The organism is Pseudomonas brassicacearum (genome assembly GCF_003732225.1).
GTDB lineage: Bacteria > Pseudomonadota > Gammaproteobacteria > Pseudomonadales > Pseudomonadaceae > Aquipseudomonas > Aquipseudomonas brassicacearum_E.
This window is the reverse complement of record NZ_MOBJ01000009.1, coordinates 537,863-555,987: the sequence shown is the minus strand read 5'-3', so window position 1 is coordinate 555,987 and position 18,125 is coordinate 537,863. Positions and strand designations below refer to the sequence as shown.

General features: G+C 57.6%; 18 protein-coding genes and 1 tRNA gene. 11 read left to right on the top strand and 8 right to left on the bottom strand.

The window, feature by feature from the left end:
* Positions 1–54: 54 nt before the first annotated feature.
* The 5 genes from BK659_RS16160 to BK659_RS16140 all read left to right on the top strand — a co-directional run bounded on the left by BK659_RS16160 (position 55) and on the right by BK659_RS16140 (position 3,588).
* Positions 55–666: an NADPH-dependent FMN reductase gene (locus tag BK659_RS16160; RefSeq protein ID WP_221178155.1), complete on the top strand. Its 612-nt coding sequence runs from the start codon at positions 55–57 to the stop codon at positions 664–666.
* Between the two features lie 18 nt (positions 667–684).
* The gene (locus BK659_RS16155; RefSeq protein ID WP_123426000.1) at positions 685–1,068 is read left to right on the top strand and encodes a VOC family protein; all 384 of its coding nucleotides are present in this window, start codon (positions 685–687) and stop codon (positions 1,066–1,068) included.
* A gap of 224 nt (positions 1,069–1,292) precedes the next feature.
* Entirely contained in the window at positions 1,293–2,228 is a 936-nt protein-coding gene (locus tag BK659_RS16150) for a LysR family transcriptional regulator (protein ID WP_123425999.1), read from the top strand.
* A 141-nt stretch (positions 2,229–2,369) separates the two neighbouring features.
* Positions 2,370–3,128: an SDR family oxidoreductase gene (locus BK659_RS16145; RefSeq protein ID WP_123425998.1), complete on the top strand. Its 759-nt coding sequence runs from the start codon at positions 2,370–2,372 to the stop codon at positions 3,126–3,128.
* 58 nt (positions 3,129–3,186) lie between these two features.
* Positions 3,187–3,588 carry a nuclear transport factor 2 family protein gene (locus BK659_RS16140; RefSeq protein ID WP_123425997.1) on the top strand — a complete coding sequence of 134 codons (402 nt, stop codon included), beginning with the start codon at positions 3,187–3,189 and terminating at the stop codon, positions 3,586–3,588.
* Between the two features lie 213 nt (positions 3,589–3,801).
* On the opposite strand, the gene BK659_RS16135 is transcribed toward BK659_RS16140, so the two are convergent.
* From BK659_RS16135 to BK659_RS16110, 6 genes are all read right to left on the bottom strand, one after another.
* Positions 3,802–3,877: transfer RNA gene (locus tag BK659_RS16135), tRNA-Gly, on the bottom strand.
* Positions 3,878–3,940: 63 nt separating this feature from the next.
* The gene (pgsA, locus tag BK659_RS16130; RefSeq protein WP_123425996.1) at positions 3,941–4,501 is read right to left on the bottom strand and encodes a CDP-diacylglycerol--glycerol-3-phosphate 3-phosphatidyltransferase; all 561 of its coding nucleotides are present in this window, start codon (positions 4,499–4,501) and stop codon (positions 3,941–3,943) included.
* 33 nt (positions 4,502–4,534) lie between these two features.
* Entirely contained in the window at positions 4,535–6,358 is a 1,824-nt protein-coding gene (gene uvrC / locus BK659_RS16125) for an excinuclease ABC subunit UvrC (protein WP_123425995.1), read from the bottom strand.
* 2 nt (positions 6,359–6,360) lie between these two features.
* Positions 6,361–7,002, bottom strand: a complete 642-nt coding sequence (gacA, locus tag BK659_RS16120) for a response regulator transcription factor GacA (RefSeq protein ID WP_071555134.1) — start codon at positions 7,000–7,002, stop codon at positions 6,361–6,363.
* A gap of 135 nt (positions 7,003–7,137) precedes the next feature.
* A complete protein-coding gene (locus BK659_RS16115; RefSeq protein WP_123425994.1) occupies positions 7,138–7,572 on the bottom strand; it encodes a GNAT family N-acetyltransferase in 435 nt (144 codons plus the stop codon).
* A gap of 9 nt (positions 7,573–7,581) precedes the next feature.
* Entirely contained in the window at positions 7,582–8,340 is a 759-nt protein-coding gene (locus BK659_RS16110; RefSeq protein WP_123425993.1) for a carbon-nitrogen hydrolase family protein, read from the bottom strand.
* Between the two features lie 627 nt (positions 8,341–8,967).
* Between BK659_RS16110 and BK659_RS16105 the strand changes: the two genes are divergently transcribed.
* Complete coding sequence (locus BK659_RS16105; protein WP_123425992.1) at positions 8,968–10,059, top strand: 3-deoxy-7-phosphoheptulonate synthase; 1,092 nt, start codon at positions 8,968–8,970, stop codon at positions 10,057–10,059.
* A 92-nt stretch (positions 10,060–10,151) separates the two neighbouring features.
* Here the strand turns inward: BK659_RS16105 and BK659_RS16100 are convergent, their stop codons facing one another.
* Entirely contained in the window at positions 10,152–11,276 is a 1,125-nt protein-coding gene (locus tag BK659_RS16100; protein WP_123425991.1) for a hypothetical protein, read from the bottom strand.
* A 346-nt stretch (positions 11,277–11,622) separates the two neighbouring features.
* Here BK659_RS16100 and BK659_RS16095 point away from each other — a divergent pair, with 346 nt between their 5' ends.
* Together BK659_RS16095 and BK659_RS16090 are read left to right on the top strand one after the other, a co-directional pair.
* The gene (locus tag BK659_RS16095; protein ID WP_123425990.1) at positions 11,623–12,504 is read left to right on the top strand and encodes a lipase family alpha/beta hydrolase; all 882 of its coding nucleotides are present in this window, start codon (positions 11,623–11,625) and stop codon (positions 12,502–12,504) included.
* A gap of 138 nt (positions 12,505–12,642) precedes the next feature.
* The gene (locus BK659_RS16090; protein WP_123425989.1) at positions 12,643–12,924 is read left to right on the top strand and encodes a peptidylprolyl isomerase; all 282 of its coding nucleotides are present in this window, start codon (positions 12,643–12,645) and stop codon (positions 12,922–12,924) included.
* Positions 12,925–13,028: 104 nt separating this feature from the next.
* On the opposite strand, the gene BK659_RS16085 is transcribed toward BK659_RS16090, so the two are convergent.
* A complete protein-coding gene (locus BK659_RS16085) occupies positions 13,029–13,937 on the bottom strand; it encodes a hypothetical protein (RefSeq protein ID WP_123425988.1) in 909 nt (302 codons plus the stop codon).
* A 235-nt stretch (positions 13,938–14,172) separates the two neighbouring features.
* Between BK659_RS16085 and BK659_RS16080 the strand changes: the two genes are divergently transcribed.
* From BK659_RS16080 to BK659_RS16070, 3 genes are read left to right on the top strand one after another with little or no spacing between them, the layout of a single operon-like run.
* Positions 14,173–16,041: an extracellular solute-binding protein gene (locus tag BK659_RS16080; RefSeq protein ID WP_123425987.1), complete on the top strand. Its 1,869-nt coding sequence runs from the start codon at positions 14,173–14,175 to the stop codon at positions 16,039–16,041.
* Complete coding sequence (locus tag BK659_RS16075; RefSeq protein WP_123425986.1) at positions 16,041–17,099, top strand: microcin C ABC transporter permease YejB; 1,059 nt, start codon at positions 16,041–16,043, stop codon at positions 17,097–17,099. The genes BK659_RS16080 and BK659_RS16075 overlap by 1 nt, the downstream gene beginning before the upstream one ends.
* A complete protein-coding gene (locus BK659_RS16070; protein WP_123425985.1) occupies positions 17,099–18,121 on the top strand; it encodes an ABC transporter permease in 1,023 nt (340 codons plus the stop codon). Before BK659_RS16075 ends, BK659_RS16070 begins: the two co-directional genes overlap by 1 nt.
* The last annotated feature ends 4 nt before the right edge of the window (positions 18,122–18,125 follow it).

The following is an 18,125-nucleotide window of genomic DNA, read 5'->3' as shown; positions in this document are numbered from 1 at the left end:
GAGCCGCGGGCTCCCAACTCCGCACAGCGGGCTTTGCAAGGAGATCGATTTGCCATGACCAATTCTTCCTCCGAAATCACCATGACCCCACAGCAACCACCTCGGATCGGCATCGTCATCGGCTCGACACGCGAAGGCCGCTTCGGCGAAAAGCCCGCGCACTGGATCCACGAGATCGCCAGGCAACGCGCCGACCTCGCCTTCGAACTGATCGACTTGCGCGATCACCCGCTGCCCTTCTTCAACGAACCGATGTCGCCGGCCTGGGGGCCGGTGAAGAACGAGGCCGCGCAGCGCTGGGCCGACAAGCTCGCGACGCTGGATGGCCTGATCGTGATCACGCCCGAGTACAACCATGGACCAAGTGCGGTGCTGAAAAACGCGCTCGACTATGCGTACAAGGAATTCATCCGCAAGCCGATCGGCTTCGTCGGCTACGGCGGAGTCGGCGCAGCACGCGCGGTCGAGCAGCTTCGGTTGACCAGCATCGAGTTGCAGATGGCGCCAGTGCGCCATGCTGTTCACATCGGCATGGTGGAGTTCCTGGGCATTTGGCAACAGGGCAAGAGCTTCGATGATTTTCCGCACCTGGCGCGGGCCGCCAACGAGTTGCTCGACGATATCGCGTGGTGGACCAAGGCGCTCAAGAGCGCGAGGGAACATTAGGCTAAAAGGAGGCGCAACGTGAGCGTGCAGCTAAACCATACTATCGTCTGGTGCCGCGACAAGCAGACATCAGCAACATTCCTCACGGAAGTTCTGGGCCTGCAATCCGCTACCCGATTCGGACCAATGCTGGTCGTTCAACTCAACAACAACGTTTCACTCGACTTCTACGAGCGCGATGGCAAGATTTCCTCCCAGCATTATGCCTTCTTGATAGGCGAAGACGACTTCGATCAAATCTTCGCCCGCATCCGTGATCGAGGGCTGCAGTATTGGGCAGACCCTGGCAAGCACCGGACTGGAGAAATCAACCGGAACGACGGTGGCCGCGGGGTGTATTTCGAGGACCCCGACGGTCATCTCCTTGAGGTCATTACTCGACCTTATGGGAGCGGCGGGTAGAGGGGCAACACTCTTACGCGCGCAGAAACCGGGCTAGCCCGCAGCAGGTCAGGCTCGTCGGGATGGATGAGACTTGGACGGCTTCCGGTGGCGCGGAGGTGGGTTACCCGGACTATCCTTTCTACACCGAAGCTGCCTGATGCTCTGCACCACCGGCAACTGGGGGCCATAGCTACTCCCATCTGCCCATGGACACCTATTTCGCTTCCAAAGAGGTGCCTAGTATGAAGGACCTTTTCACCTACAGGCTGTTCACAAGGGTGGCGCGGCTGGGCAGTTTTTCGGCCGCGGCACGCGAAATGGGTCTTTCTCAATCCCAGGTCTCCAGGGTTGTTGCCGAACTCGAAGCCGATCTCGGTACCCTGCTTTTGGCGAGATCGACACGCGCAGTTGTACCCACTGAGGCGGGGGCGGATTTTCTGTCGCGCATGGAGCCGATCCTTGCAGCAGTGGAAGAAGCCGAGCAGAGCGTTCGCGCAGGTGGAGAGCTGCGTGGCGTCGTCCGGATCAGCATGCCAACGAGCATCGGCGTAAGGGAAATCATTCCGCGCATAGCTCCGTTCGCGGCAATACATCCCAACCTGCATATCCAGGTCCTGCTCGCTGATCACTGGCAAGATCTGGTCCGCGAAAATATCGATGTGGCGATAAGGCTGGGGCGGCTATTGGACTCCAGTGCAACAAGCCGTCAGATCATGACAATCTCCAGGTTCATTCTCGCCTCGCCCTCCTACTTGCGCGCCGCTGGAGAGCCGACTACACCGGAGGACCTGCAATCACATCGAATCATTGCAGGTCCAGCCTCGACTGTCCCGAGCGGCTGGATGTTCACACGCAATGGAGAGACCAGGACAATTCAGCTCGAGGCTCACTTCTCGACCGACGAAAATGAGGGAGCTGTCGCAGCCGCAGCCGCTGGGTTGGGGATCACGTCGACAACGGCCTGGGCGTGCCGGCGTGAGCTTGAAAGTGGTGAACTCGTCACACTGCTCACCGATTGGGAGACCGATTCCGTACCTGTTCATGCCTACTTCCCCCATGGCTCGCGTACCCGGAGTGCCGGTCGTGCCTTGATCGAGCATCTTGTATCCAGCCTTCTTGGCGAGGGCTGCGACGCGCTCGGAACACATCGCAGCAATACCTATGCATCCCATACATAGAAGATAGCGAGCCAGAGTGGCTACTCTGATCCCGCCGCACCTGCCAATTTAGTGCCGTCATCCTGCACGACGCATCGGTCGACCTTTTCAGCCGAGCGGCGCGCTGGACGCCCCCTACTTCATCAATCAAGGAGAAGTGTCATGCGTATGACCGGCAATACTATCTTCATCACCGGCGGCGGCTCCGGCATTGGCCGCGGCCTGGCCGAAGCCTTCCACACGCTCGGTAATAAGGTGATCATCTCTGGCCGGCGCAAAGAGCGGCTGCAGGAGACGCTCGACGCCAACCCCGGCATGGCCGCAATTGAGCTCGACATTACTGATCCGGGCAGCATCCAGGCGGCAGCGCAGACGCTCATTGCCAATTATCCGGACGTGAATGTGCTGATCAATAATGCCGGCATCATGATGCTGGATCACGCAGACGGGCCGGTGGACGATGCGCTCGCACTGTCGACCGTCACCACCAACCTGCTCGGCCCGATCCGCATGACCTCGGCGCTGGTCGAGCATCTGAAGGCACGGCCTGATGCGGTGATCGTCAACGTCTCCTCCGTTCTCGGCTTCGTGCCGATGGCAGTGACGGCGGTCTATTCGGCGACCAAGGCAGCACTCCATTCCTACACGCTGTCACAGCGCTACCTGCTGCGGGGACATGGCATCCAACTGGTCGAAATCGCACCGCCCTGGGTACGCACCGAGCTGCTCGATAGCAGCGAGGAAGAGCGCGCTATTCCTCTCGACCAGTTCATTACTGAAGCGATGACGCAGTTCGAGAGCGGCGTGGACGAAATCCTCGTCTCTCCAGCCGAGGCCATGCGTGCCAACCCCGGCCCAAACGAACATGCGTGGGTCAATCAGTTCAACGACATGATCGCAGCCGGGCCGGCTTTGGACTGACCGCGCCGGGCGGCTCTGGCGGTCGCCCGCCCCTCACATGGCTAACAGGATCAAGACTATGACCGTACACACACCCGCCGAGAACAAGGCAATCGTTCTCGAAGGCTTCGAAACCCTGTTCAACCGCAAGGATCTGGCTGCGGCCGAACACTTCTGGTCGCCCTCCTATATCCAGCATAGTGCTCATGTGCCCCCAGGTCGCGAGGGACTGTTTGGTCTGGTCGCAACGGGGCCGGCCGATCTGCGTTACGAATGCCAGCTCGCTGTGGCGCAAGGCGATTTCGTCATGCTGCACGGCCGGTTCTCTGGCCTCGGCCAGCCGACGAACTGGGTCGTGGTCGACATCCTCCGCCTCGAGGACGGCGTGATGGTCGAACATTGGGACGTCATCCAGGATGAGGCGACACGGGAAAGCTCCGTCGGCGGCCATCCCATGTTCGGCGATCACTTCCCGGACTGACGCCCACTGGAGACAACGCGCAGGCTCTGCATGGAGTTTGAGTTATTGCCCTACGCGTTGATGAGAGAAAGGGATGAGCCACTACAATCGTCTACACGATGCAGGAAGACTCGATGCTGCGTTCGACGCGTGTACGAATTGCGCGTCACCTTGAAAGACTTTTCTTTGGACGAAAAAAATGGACCTCTTTTCAGAGATCCATTTTTTAATGCTTGGAGCGGGAAACGAGACTCGAACTCGCGACCCCGACCTTGGCAAGGTCGTGCTCTACCAACTGAGCTATTCCCGCGTCTTGGTGTGGCGCATTTTATAGAATTTAGAAGTCCCGTCAACCCCTTGATTCAAAAAAGTTTTATTTTTTTTCTACATCGGTTTTCAGATGCGGCCAGGCAGCGCGTAGATACTGCACCATGGACCACAACGTCAGGCCTGCGGAGATCATCAGCAAGGCATAACCCACCAGAACCCAAAAGCTGAAGTCAGACGGATTGGCCAGCAGGATCACCAGCGCCAGCATCTGCGCAGCGGTTTTCCATTTGCCCAGGTTCGATACGGCAACATGCGCACGCGCCCCCAGTTCGGCCATCCACTCTCTGAGTGCAGAGACGACGATTTCACGGCCGATGATCACCGCAGCCGGCAGCGTGAGCCACAGGTTGCCGTGTTCCTGCACCAGCAGTACCAGCGCCACCGCCACCATCAGTTTATCGGCAACCGGATCGAGAAAGGCCCCGAACGGTGTGCTTTGCTCCAGACGGCGGGCAAGGTATCCGTCGAGCCAGTCGGTGGCCGCGGCAAACGCGAAGACCGAAGCGGACGCCAGGTAGCTCCATTGGTACGGCAGGTAAAACAGCAAAATGAAAATCGGGATAAGTAGAACGCGTAGAACGGTGATCAGATTAGGGATATTCATCGGCACAACTGGCTACGAGGTGAGTTGGGCATTCTACTCGCTGTGCAGGTTTGCATAAATCAACTCAGCGAGCTTTTTACTGATCCCCGGTGCTTTGGCGATCTCTTCGATGCTTGCACGAGACAGCTCCTGCAATCCACCAAAATGTTTCAACAGATCACGCCGCCGTGTCGGCCCTACCCCGGCAACGCCTTCGAGCGTTGAAGTGCGACGAGTTTTCCCACGCCGCGCACGGTGACCGGTAATTGCAAAGCGGTGCGCTTCATCGCGGATCTGCTGGATCAAGTGCAGCGCTGGAGAATCTCCGCGCAAGGTGAACTCATGCGCGGCGTCATTAAGATAGAGCGTTTCAAACCCGGCCTTGCGCGTTGCACCTTTGGCCACGCCCAGAAGGATCAGGTCGGGCACGGCCAGCTCGTTGAGCACATCACGCGCCATCGATAGCTGCCCTTTGCCGCCGTCCACCAACAATATATCCGGCAATTTACCCTCGCCGTCCTTCAGCTTGCTGAAGCGTCGAGTCAGCGCCTGGTGCATCGCCGCGTAGTCATCGCCCGGCGTGACACCTTCGATATTGTAGCGGCGGTAGTCGGACTTCAGCGGCCCCTCGGGGCCAAACACCACGCAAGACGCTACAGTCGCTTCACCACTCGAATGACTGATGTCATAGCACTCCAGCCGTTGCGGCGGTTCATCCAGATTGAGCACTTGCGCCAAGGCTTCAAACCGCGCGGCAACGTGCTGACGGTTGGCCAGCCGTGCCCCAAGCGCCTGCTCGGCATTGGTCACGGCCAGTTGCTGCCAGCGTGCTCGCGTGCCGCGAACCCGGTGACTGATGGTCAACTCGCGACCGCGCAGCTCTTCGATGGCCGAGATCAGGGTCGGAAAGTCTTCATGGACCACATTGACGATCAATTCGCTCGGCAAGTCGCGCTCGGGACTGCTGATGAAGTACTGGCCAAGAAACGCCGCCATAACCTCGGCAACATCCTCTTCAATACCCACCTGCGGGAAAAAGTTCTTGCTGCCCAGCACCCGTCCACCGCGCACACTGATCAAATGAACACAGGCACCGCCCGGATTGATAAATGCCGCAATGACATCGACATCCCCCGTCCCGCCTTCCATGCTCTGTTGATCCTGCACCCGACGCAGCAGGGAAATCTGATCCCGCAACTCGGCCGCCCGCTCAAAATCCAGGGTGCTCGCCGCCTGCTCCATGCCCGCGGACAGCTCGTCTGTCAGCGCATTGCTGCGACCTTCGAGGAACATCACCGAGTGACGCACATCCTCGGCGTACACCTGCGGCTCGACCAGGCCGACGCAGGGTGCCTTGCAACGTTTGATCTGGTACTGCAAGCAGGGCCGCGTGCGGTTTTTGTAGTAACTGTCTTCGCACTGACGAACAAAAAAGGTCTTTTGCAGCAGGCTCAGGCTTTCACGGATCGCGCCCGCGCTAGGATACGGACCGAAGTATTTGCCCTTCAGCTTTTTCGCGCCACGATGGATGCTCAGGCGTGGGAAGTCACCCTCCGAAAGAAACACATACGGATAGGACTTATCGTCTCGCAGGAGGATGTTGTATGGCGGCCGCCATTCCTTGATCAGCGTCTGCTCAAGCAGCAGCGCTTCGGTTTCGTTGGCGGTGATGGTGGTTTCGATTTGGGCAATACGCCCCACCAGCGCAGCCGTTTTGGGTGCCAGGCCGGTCTTGCGGAAATAACTCGCCAGACGCTTTTTCAGGTTCTTGGCTTTGCCCACGTACAGCAGGCGCGCACCGCTGTCGAACATGCGATACACGCCGGGGCGCCCACTACAGGTCGACAGAAAGGCGCTTGGATCAAACGGGTCGGTCATTGTCAGAGGCTGGCATCGACCATGCCGTGACGAACCGCCAACAGCGTCAACTCAACATCGCTGCTGATCGAAAGCTTCTCGAAAATGCGGTAACGGTAGGTGTTCACGGTTTTGGGCGACAGGCATAGCTTGTCAGAAATGATCTGGACCTTCTGGCAGCCGACAATCATCAGGGCGATCTGGATCTCCCGCTCTGACAGTGCGTCGAAGGGTGAATCATTACTCGGCTGGAACGATTTGATCGCCAATTGCTGGGCAATTTGCGGGCTGATGTAACGTTGCCCGGCAAATACCAGGCGAATCGCCTGCACCATTTCATTGAGCCCGGCGCCCTTGGTCAGATAGCCCGCAGCGCCAGCTTGCAACAGCCGGGTAGGAAACGGATCTTCCTCGCACACGGTGACCGCGACGACTTTGATGTCCGGATGGCTGCGCAATAACTTGCGTGTGGCTTCAAGACCGCCGATCCCGGGCATCTTGACGTCCATCAGCACTACATCCGGTTTCAACTCACGCGCTTTAAGCAGGGATTCCTCCCCCGACTCAGCCTGGCCGACTACTTGCAGGCCATCGATGTCAGCCAGCATTCGTGTAATACCTGTACGAACGAGATCATGGTCATCGACTACTAGCACCCTAATCAAGCAGACACCTCGCGATATGGTCTTATTGGTTGCCGAACACCTTAGCAAAAAGCATCCGGCAGACCTAGCAGCAAGCGCTATATAAAAAGTTTCAATTCGTCTTGAATGGCTTGAGCTACACGCTTTACAGACATTTCAGCGGGGACATTTGCGCTCCATCCTCAGGAAACAATCGTCCTGCCCGACAATCTGCAAGCCCATACGCTGATAAAGCACTTGCGCCGGGTTGTCCTTGAACACCGTCAGACGCAGCGCCGGACGAAGCTCTGCACAGGCTTTCGAAAACACCTGCTCGATGGCCCAGGCGCCGGCGCCCTGACCGCGAAAGGCCTCGATCACATGCAACTCGCGAATGTACAGGGCCTTCGAATCACGGCTCAGGCTGATAAAACCCAGCACTAATGCATTTTGGCAAATCAGCCAGTTTTCCCGACCCGCCCAGGCCACATCGAAAGCCTCGTCAATCCACGGCAGATCATGCCGAATGTAGTAGCCCAGCATGGTTTGGCAGGTCAACGCTCGCGCAAACGACAAATGTTCCGACGAGGCCAGCCGCAGCTCAAAAGCCATTTGCCCTCCTCAAGCACTCACCACCGGCACGACCTCCCCGCCCCACTCACCGGCATGTCGACGGGCGATAACCAGTAAATCCCCAGTTCCCGGGGCTGCAGCTATCAGCGAACCGTCCGACGCCCAGATTGCACTACGCCCTGCCGACTCCCAGCCGCCCGTCGCACCGCCATGATTGGCCATCAGCACCGCCATTGAGTGCTCGCGGGCATAACCTTGCAGCAATGCGGTATCCGGAGCATAGCCACCTTCGGTAATCAGCACGCCAGCGGCGTAGATATTTGCACCTTTGTTTGCGGCTTCAGCAGCGTGACTGGCGTGTGAAAAATCCGCGCACACTGCCAGCGCGATCGTATCGTCGCCCATCGTCAGCAGCGAACCGCCCGAACCCGGCGCAAACGCCACCTCCTCACCTGAATGCAGATGCTGCTTACTGTAGACCCCCAGCGAACCATCGGCAGCCAGTACCAGTGCGCCAATCAATACCGGCGCATTGGCCGACAGACGAATCGGCATTCCGACTACGGCGGTTACACCCAGCTCCTGAGCCAAATCCCGCAGTGGCTGCAAGACAGCTGCATCCGGCACGATCGCCAGTTCCGCCGCCAACCCGCGCTCATAACCTGTGAGTGACAACTCGGGGAACACCAGGAGTTGCACGCCCTGCTCGGCGGCGACCTGGACGAAGCGTTGGTGCCGAGCAATATTGGCGTGAAGGTCCCCGACAATCGAGATCGATTGAGCGGCGGCGATAGTCAGTGTCGTCATCTGCGTTTTCCTTGATGAGTGCCCGCGAACAATCCCCAAGTGTGTCACAAAGCTACGCAGTGCTTAAGTCATAGAAACCGGCCACCGAGCCGATAGCATTTTCTGATTGAATCTGCGCACCGGCCTCTAGTAAGCTCGGTGCATTCATCGGAGACAGACCATGTTGCATTCCCCTTCACAGCTTCGTATTGCCAGCGCCCCGCGCTCGGTTTCGGCTGCACGGGTAAATGCCGTCTGCGCACCGGCAAGCTTTTATTTTGGGTATTGGTTTAGCCACTGGCGCGCCTGATACCCACACGGCGCCCACTACTCAAGGGGTCGCCTACCAGAGAATTCTCAACCCCCGGTCGGCCTCCCGACCGGGGGTTTTGTTTTTTCAGTCCCGAACATTTTTTAGCAACATCACTGACTTCAAGGAATCACGACATGAACTACGCCACTTATTACCGTTACGACAGTTTTTCCGCCTGGCGATTTACCAGCCTCCGCTCGGGACAGCCTGCCGCCTCCGATCGGTCACCCACAGGTGGCATGCACACACTCGAAGCCAACCCGGCCAATTGTCGAACACCCCAGTAGGGCCAAGCGCGCGGGAGCGAACCCGCCGCCAGCCCAGGAAGCCCGAATATGAACTCGTCCATCTCTGCTCTGCCGCTGTCCACCCTGAGCTCTGCCAATGAAACGCTGACCCAGCGTCTGCCCAGTTCGTTGCAACTCAAGCACCAATTGCCACTCACCCACACGCTGACCCAACAGGTCGCTGCCCACCGTGAAGCGGTCCGCGCGATTCTCGACGGTGAAGATTCCCGCCTGCTGGTCGTCGTCGGCCCTTGCTCGATTCACGATCCACAGTCAGCCCTGGAATACGCAGGCAAGCTCGCCCGCCTTGCGAGCGACGTCAGTGATGAAATGCTCGTGGTGATGCGCGCCTACATCGAAAAACCTCGCACCACGGTGGGCTGGAAAGGCCTGGCCTACGACCCGCATCTGGATGGCAGCGACGACATGGTCGGCGGCTTGACCCTCTCCCGAGAATTGATGCGTGAAATGCTCCGCCTCGGTTTGCCGATTGCCACCGAACTGCTGCAACCCATGGCCGCCAACTACTTCGATGACCTGCTGAGCTGGGTAGCCATCGGCGCGCGCACCACCGAATCACAGATCCACCGGGAGATGGCAAGCGGTCTTGGCATGCCCGTTGGCTTCAAGAACGGCACTGATGGCGGCGTCGGTGTAGCCACCGATGCCATGCGCTCGGCAGCGCATCCGCATCGGCATTTCGGTGTCGACAGCCAGGGGCACCCGGCAATCATTCAGACCCAGGGCAACCCGGATACGCATCTGGTGCTACGCGGTGGTCATCGCGGGCCAAATTTTGATGTTCAGAGCGTTGCTCAAATACAGAGCGACTTGCAGAAACTGAAGATTGCATCGCGGATCATGGTCGATTGCAGTCACGCCAACAGCGGTAAAAACCCGCTACGCCAGCCGGCCGTGTTCAACGAAGTGCTTGAGCAACGCCTGAGCGGCAATCGCTCGCTGATCGGCATGATGCTTGAAAGCCATCTGTTCGAGGGCTGCCAACCGTTGAGCACGTCGCTGCGCTATGGAGTTTCGGTGACTGACGGCTGCCTGGGCTGGGAGGCGACCGAGCAGTTGTTGCGCAACGCCAGTCTGAAGCTGCGCATGCCTGGCCACGAAGCCAAAGTGAACGCCTGAACGCCCCCTCGAGACGAGCGTTCTCCACCCAGCCCCTGCACTGCCGCTCCCTATGAGTAACTGGAGCGGCAGCATGCCCCCCGGCATTTTGGCTACAGCGGCAGGTCACCTGAACGAACGTACATCTCCAGCACCTCCGACGCCTGACTCACGTCGTCGAGGCGCTCGACGCTATAGCTCACCCGCACAGTAGAGTCTTGATGCTCTCTCCAAAAGCGGTAAGGCACGATGAAGACTATCGCTGAGTCGTCCGAGACCTCGATGTTATCTCGATGGCTGAAGTAAGTGCCGTCGCACTTCAGGTAAACCAGCTCCCCTTGTTCAACACCTGATCCATCGATCACGACAGTGACGCCATCAAGTGCATCTCGCACATCAAGCTCCCCTTCATCAGCCTCCAGCACATCGGGTATCGCGAGCGGTAGCAACTCACGAACACCGATCATTACCTGCGCTTGCTCCGAGTAACGTATTGCCTGGCCAGGATGCTCGACAAAGTAACTGAACGTGACGGCTGAACCGAGATTAGCCGTGATGTAGTGCGGGTCAATCCAGAACGAAATTTCGCTCCCGACGGCGAATTGTTCAATTCTCAACGAATCACTGAAACCATGATCCGGCATGTTACCTACCCACGACAAAAACACTGTGTCACCCACTGCCATTCTGGCGTAGGGGCGAATGCTGACTTTCGTCCCTTCAGCTACCCGCACGGGAGCAAGCCAGCCACCTATGGCGTCATCCACCTGCGCCACAAGCAACTCTTGCCTGACATCTCCCACTTCCAATTGCAGTCGCCGGGACTCAACGGGGCCACTCAGCTCGGCATTGCTCAAGGTGTAATACACCTCAAGTGAGCCGCCATCGAGCGCAGCAATATGCGGTGCTCGAACAACGAAGACAATGTCCTTGCCAACCTGAGCGTTGCTGACAAAACGCTGCGTTTTGTACAAATAAGCGGCGCCATCGGCATCGATGCCACTCCACGACAGCACCAACTTGTCTCCGCAAGCCATTCCCGGGTAGGGTCCGACGTTGAGCACCGCACGGTTTTGGGCTGGGTCGAGGACAGTCTGCTGAAGGGACAGTGCTCCCTCCCCCTCGTGCGCTATCAAAATCGGTTCAGCAAGCTGGCCCGCATTAACGTGCTGCCTCTCGGTGCACGCTGTTACAGCCCTTTTAGAAACGCTATCGCCACATACTGCATCAGTACCCATTTGCCCTCTCCTGTCCTTGGAAAAAAGCTGCCCGATATTTTGGAAGCAGCGTTGAATGGGTCTATTTGAGCCTAAATGTCAGCCTGTTGATGTCAGCCCACTCTCCAATAGCAAAGAGGCCAATGACCTGACTCGGGTAGGACATACACCGGGATTGAGCGTCATTCCCCGCAAAAAGATGTCGAAATGTTCCGAGTAATACCTCGTAAATATCTGATTTCTCCCGCTATTTTTATTCCGTTTTCAACAGTTTATAGCGGCTTTTTCGCACACCGCTCGCTTGTGAGCCTGCATTAGAGTGAGGACGTGAACACCCCCCTCAAACTTACGGAATACAGGTACGCACATGCAACGGAATGCAACCACGCAACACCCTGTCCTGCTGGTCCACGGTCTCTTCGGATTCGAAAGCATCGGCAAACTGGAACTGTTTCATGGCGTGAAGCAGGCACTGAGGAACGCTGGCACTCAAGTGTTCATACCCTATCTCTCGGCTACTCACTGCAATGAGGTCCGTGGAGAGCAACTGCTGGCGCAAATCGACCGGGTACTGGCAGGCACCGGCGCGAGCAAAGTCAATCTGATCGGCCATAGCCAAGGCGCACTGGCCGCCCGTTATGCCGCAGCGATAGCGCCGCAAAATGTCGCTTCAGTAACCTCCGTCAGCGGGCCGAACCATGGCTCTGAGCTTGCCGACTGCTTACGCAAGGCGCTGACCCCAGGGCACCTGCCAGAACACGTCGCGGTGGCGGTCTCGACGTTGTTCGTCGAGCTCCTGACGTTTATCAGTGGCAACCCGAAAATCCCGCAGAACGCCGTCGCCGCGCTCAGCGCTTTAACGACTGAAGGCGTTGCTGCGTTCAACGCCAAATACCCTCAAGGCCTGCCGAAAACCTGGGGTGGCAACGGCGAAGAACAGGTCGACGGCGTTCGTTATTACTCCTGGAGTGGCACGTTGCAGGGCAACTTGCTGGATGAAGGGCTGCATGCACTCGATCCACTGCACGCTTTTTGCCGAGGGTTTTCCAGATTTTTCACTCACGAGACTGAGCAAAACGACGGAATGGTCGGCCGCTTCAGCTCGCATCTGGGCACCGTCCTGCGTTCCGACTACCCGATGGATCACCTGGACGCGATCAATCGACCGGCAGGCCTGATGCGCAAAGGCATCGACCCCGTCGGGTTGTATCTGCAGCATGCCGAACGCTTGAAAAGCATTGGTCTTTAACCTGCCGAGCAGATTTTTTTCGACCGAAGGCGAGATGCGGCGAAAGCAGGCTACAGATTGACGGAACTTTGACGAGAAATAGACTACTGAATCCGGTAGGCTCAACACTTTATTGAACGTAGAACGGAGTATTTTCTCATGGCTAAAGCCACTGCCCGCCACATCCTGGTTGCCACCGAAGCCAAGTGCAACGAACTGAAAGCCGAAATCGAAGCCGGCGCTGATTTCGCTGCCGTTGCCAAAGCCAACTCCACTTGCCCGTCGAGCCGTGACGGCGGCAACCTCGGTTCGTTCGGCCCAGGCCAGATGGTCAAGGAATTCGACACCGTGGTATTCAGTGCACCGATCAATACCGTGCAAGGCCCGGTCAAGACCCAGTTCGGTTACCACCTGCTGGAAGTGACCAGCCGCCAGGACTGATCTAAGCGATACTACCTGAACTCTTCTTGCACCAGTGCAACATAACTAAAAAACGCCGCCTATCTTCAAAGACCAGCGGCGTTTTATTGACTGCTTTTGCAGCATCAAACATTCAAGGATTCATTCTGCGCGTCCTTGGCAGGTGGAAGTTTATTGGAATCCCACTCTAGATCCCACTCAGGATCCCACCATCTATCACTACTAAACTCATAGAGAGCAATATCAGAAATATAGAAGCCACGAGATAGCTGCGCCCCCTGATTATCGGCAACTATCTCCAAGCGGACAGTGGTCGACCTCGCCGTTATCCCTCCCCCCTCCGAATAGAATATATGACTAGCATAAAGCGAGGCAGTTGCAATTCTGTTACCCTCCCGAAGATAAATGACAACCCCCTTCTGGGGCGACGCGCCCGGAGCGGAAAGAGTTGCATTAAAATAGTATCGCCTCCCCTGAATCAAATTGAAGTCCTTGTACAAAATTGTCCTATGACGCATGTCACTTTTGGCGGGATAGCGCAGGCATCTCTTGCCCTCAACAGCTTCGAACGTCAGGTCGTCCGGATTTATGTTGGGGCCGACCAGCCATCCGCCTAAATCATCTCCGTAGAAATCTGTCTTGTCATTATAAGTATCTTTTACCAACATAAAACTGCCAGCATAAGTAAATTGCGTTGCATCCTCCTCACCACCTCCATTAAAATCAACCCCAAACCAAACATGAAATGAATTCTGATCCACAAGCCCTTCGTAAATCCTCTCGGGCACACTCACTTCCAACACACCTTTATCGATATCTCTTTGGGAAAGAAGCTCACTGTAGATCATTCGCTTTTCATACTGACCCGGCTTATCATAGTAGCCGGAAAGCCATATATAGTATCGCTGCCTAGCTTTCGGCTCACTCCACATATCAACTGCAACGGTAAGGGTCTTATTCACATATCTAAAAAAAACCGTATTTCCGTGAGCCTCTTTGATTCGAGGGACGGGATACACCGGTTTATCGCTCATTATCTGACTCCTTCTTCAAAGTAATCCGGTTACATACTGAGGTAACAATCAATTAACGTGCCCCACTTATCAGGCTCTCCCCCGACTATCTTGTCTACTGTCAGAAATTACAGGTGCAGGGTATTCCGGCACGCGCCAAATCCCCCGACCACATGCCAATGTGGTTAACTGGCCGACAATCTCGTAGCCTCACACACATCGACCCGTCATCGAGACTTGCGCCCCAAGGTTGACAATGCGATTGCTTTTTCCTTCACTGATCTTCACCGCTCTGGCCTTGTTACCGGGCTTTCAATCCGCGGCTGCCGCGCCTGAGCATGCACTGACGGTGTATGGCGAACCGGCCAAATACCCTGCCGGCTTCAGCCACTTTGCCTACACCAACGTGCAAGCCCCCAAGGGCGGCAGCATGCGCCGCTCGGCGATTGAAATCGGCCGCTTCGACCACGTGCTGCCGTACATCGACAAAGGCATTGGGGTGACTCAGCTCGACGGGATGATTTACTCGCCGCTGGCCCAGCGCTCGCTGGATGAGCCTTACACCGTATACGGGCTGGTGGCAGAGAAAATGGAGCGCGCCGACGATGGCCTGTGGCTGCGTTTCTACCTGAACCCCAAGGCTCGCTTCGCCGATGGCACGCCCATCACCGCCGAAGACGTGCGCTACACCTACGACCTGCTGATGACCCAGGGTAGCCTGCGCTATCGCACCCAATTCGCCGACGTCAAAGGCGTCGAAGTCGAGTCGCCGCGCACCATTCGCTTTGACTTCAAGACCAACGAAAACCGCACCCTGGCGCTGGACATCGCGACCTTGCCGGTGTTTCCCGAGCACTGGTGGAAAACCCGCGACTTCGCCAATGGCGGTGGTTATGAAGCACCGCTGGGCAGCGGCCCGTACCGCGTCGGCAAGGTTGATTCGGGGCGCAGCATTACCTTCGAGCGCAACGCCGACTGGTGGGGCAAGGACTTGCCCGTCAGCCGTGGCCTGTACAACTTCGATCATTTCAGCATCGAGTACTTCGGCGACACCGACGTCGCTCGTCAGGTCTTGCGCGGCGGCGCCTATGACTACAATCGCGAGTTCTCGGCCACTGCTTATTCCATCGGTTACGAAGGACCCGCGTTGAACGACGGCCGCCTGCAAAAGGCTCATCTGGCCAAAGAGGCACCACAACCTTCCCAGGGTTTTGTGTTCAATCTGCAAAAGCCGATGTTCCAGGACCGTCGCGTCCGTCAGGCACTGGCAATGCTCTGGGATTTCGAGTGGAGCAACCGGCAGATGATGCGCGATATGTATATCCGCCAGCAGAGCTTCTTTTCCAACACCACTCTGGCGGCCAGGCAACTGCCTGATGCCAGCGAACTGGCGATTCTTGAACCCTTGCGCGGGCAAATTCCGGATGAAGTCTTTACCCAGGTCTTCGAAGCACCGAAGACCGACGGCAGTGGCCTGATCCGCGACAAGCAATTACAGGCACTGGCGCTGCTCGAACAAGCCGGCTGGAAACCCGATGGCGATCGATTGGTCAACGCCGAAGGTGAGCCACTGGCGTTTACCTTCCTGATCAGCCAGAACGGCATGGACCGTCTGCTACTGCCGTACAAGCGCACGCTGGCGCAGATCGGCATCAGCCTGGACATCCGCCGGATCGACTCGTCGCAGTATGTAAACCGCTTGATGAGTCGCGACTACGACATGATCGTCACCGGCTACCCGGTGACCACGTCGCCAGGGACCGAGCTGTACAACTACTTCGGCTCGGCCGCCGCCACCGACCCCGGCGCCAACAATTACATGGCGCTGAAAAATCCGGCCGTCGACACGCTGATTACCGGCCTGGTCAAAGCCACCACCCAGGTCGACATGCTGCGCTATGCCCACGCACTCGACCGGGTACTGCAATGGAACTTCTACTGGATTCCCAACTATTACCCGCCAGGCTCCTCGACGGTGTGGTGGAACCGCTTCGGCATTCCGGCGGTACAAGCGAGCAATGACGAAGCTATCGAGAGCTGGTGGGAAATGAGTACAACGCCGCTGACCAACGAACAGATGGCCGCCGAACGCATCAGCCGTGGCAGACCCGGAGGGCCGCATTGATGCTGGCTTATATATTTCGACGTTTGCTGCTGATCATTCCGACGCTGGTGATCATTCTGCTGGTCAACTTCGTGATCGTGCAGGCCGCGCCGGGTGGCCCGGTCGAGCAGGCCATCGCTCACCTGCAAGGCATCGGCGGTCCAGCCATCGGGGCTTCCGGTGACGCCGTCAGCCACGGTTCGCGGGCCAGTCGGGGGCTTGATCCACAACTGATCAAGGACATCGAAAAACAGTACGGCTTCGACAAGCCGGCACCGCAACGTCTGTGGCTGATGATCACCAGCTATGCCCGACTGGATTTCGGCAAGAGCTTCTTTCGCGGCGCCACGGTCACCGACCTGATCCTCGAAAAAATGCCGGTGACCATCTCCCTCGGACTCTGGGCGACACTGATCACTTACCTGGTGTCGATCCCGCTGGGGATTCGCAAGGCCGTGCATCACGGTAGCCATTTCGATATCTGGAGCAGCACTGCGATCATCATCGGTTACGCGATGCCGGCGTTTCTGTTTGCGATGTTCCTGATCGTGGTGTTTGCCGGTGGTACATCGTTGAACTGGTTTCCGGTACGAGGACTGGTCTCGGAGAATTTCGAACAGTTGTCGACATTGGGCAAAGTCACCGATTACTTCTGGCACCTGGTGCTGCCGGTGACGGCGCTGGTGGTTGGCGGTTTCGCTACCTTGACCATCCTGACCAAGAACTCCTTCCTCAACGAAATCACCCGCCAATACGTGGTCACCGCCCGCGCCAAAGGTCTGAGCGAGCGCCGAGTACTGTATGGCCACGTGTTTCGCAATGCGATGTTGCTGGTGGTTTCGGGCATTCCGCAGGCGTTTATCAGCGTATTTTTCGCCGGCTCCCTGTTGATCGAGGTGATCTTTTCCCTCGATGGCCTGGGGCGGATGAGTTACGAAGCAGCGGTGTCCCGGGACTATCCGGTGGTGTTCGGTTCGCTGTTCATCTTCACCCTGTTCGGCCTGCTGATAAAACTCATCGGTGACCTCTGCTACACCCTGGTCGACCCGCGTATCGACTTCGCCGCGAGGAACGCCTGATGCTCAATCTCTCGCCCCTGTCGCGTCGACGCCTGGAACGTTTCAAGAAAAACCGCCGTGGCTGGTGGTCGTTGTGGCTGTTTATCGGCCTGTTCATCCTGACCCTTGGCGGCGAACTGATCGCCAACGATAAACCGCTGGTGCTCAGCTATCAGGGCTCGTTGTATTTCCCGGCGTTCAAGCGCTACACCGAGCTGGAGTTCGGCGGCCAACTGCCGTTCCAGGCCGATTACCGCAGTGACTACGTGCAGAAGCTGATCCACAAGAACGGCGGCTGGATGTTGTTCCCGCCGATCCCGTTCAGCGACGACACGCCGAACTACGACCTCAATCAGCCCGCGCCGAGCCCGCCGTCAAAGGTCAACTGGCTGGGCACCGATGATCAGGCGCGCGATGTGTTGGCGCGGGTGATCTTCGGCGCCCGTGTATCGATTTTGTTTGCGCTGGCGCTAACCTTCATCAGCGCACTGATCGGTATCGCCGCCGGCGCCTTGCAGGGTTACTACGGCGGTTGGGTCGACTTGTTTGGTCAGCGCTTGCTGGAGGTCTGGTCGGGGCTGCCGGTGCTTTACCTGCTAATCATCCTTTCAGGTTTCGTCGAACCGAATTTCTGGTGGCTGCTGGGGATCATGGCGCTGTTTTCCTGGCTGGCACTGGTGGACGTGGTGCGCGCCGAGTTCCTTCGCGGGCGCAATCTGGAGTACGTCAAAGCGGCACGTGCATTGGGCCTGACCGACCGCAAAGTGATCGTGCGGCACATTCTGCCAAACGCGATGAACGCGACCTTGAGTTACCTGCCGTTCATTCTCACCGGGGCGATCTCGACCCTCACCGCCCTCGACTTCCTCGGCTTCGGCATGCCCGCCGGCAGCGCCTCGCTGGGCGAGTTGATCGGTCAGGGCAAACAGAATCTGCAAGCGCCGTGGCTCGGGTTGACGGCGTTTTTCACCCTGGCGCTGATTCTTTCTTTACTGGTGTTTATCGGTGAAGCATTGCGTGACGCGTTTGATCCACGATCTTGACCCT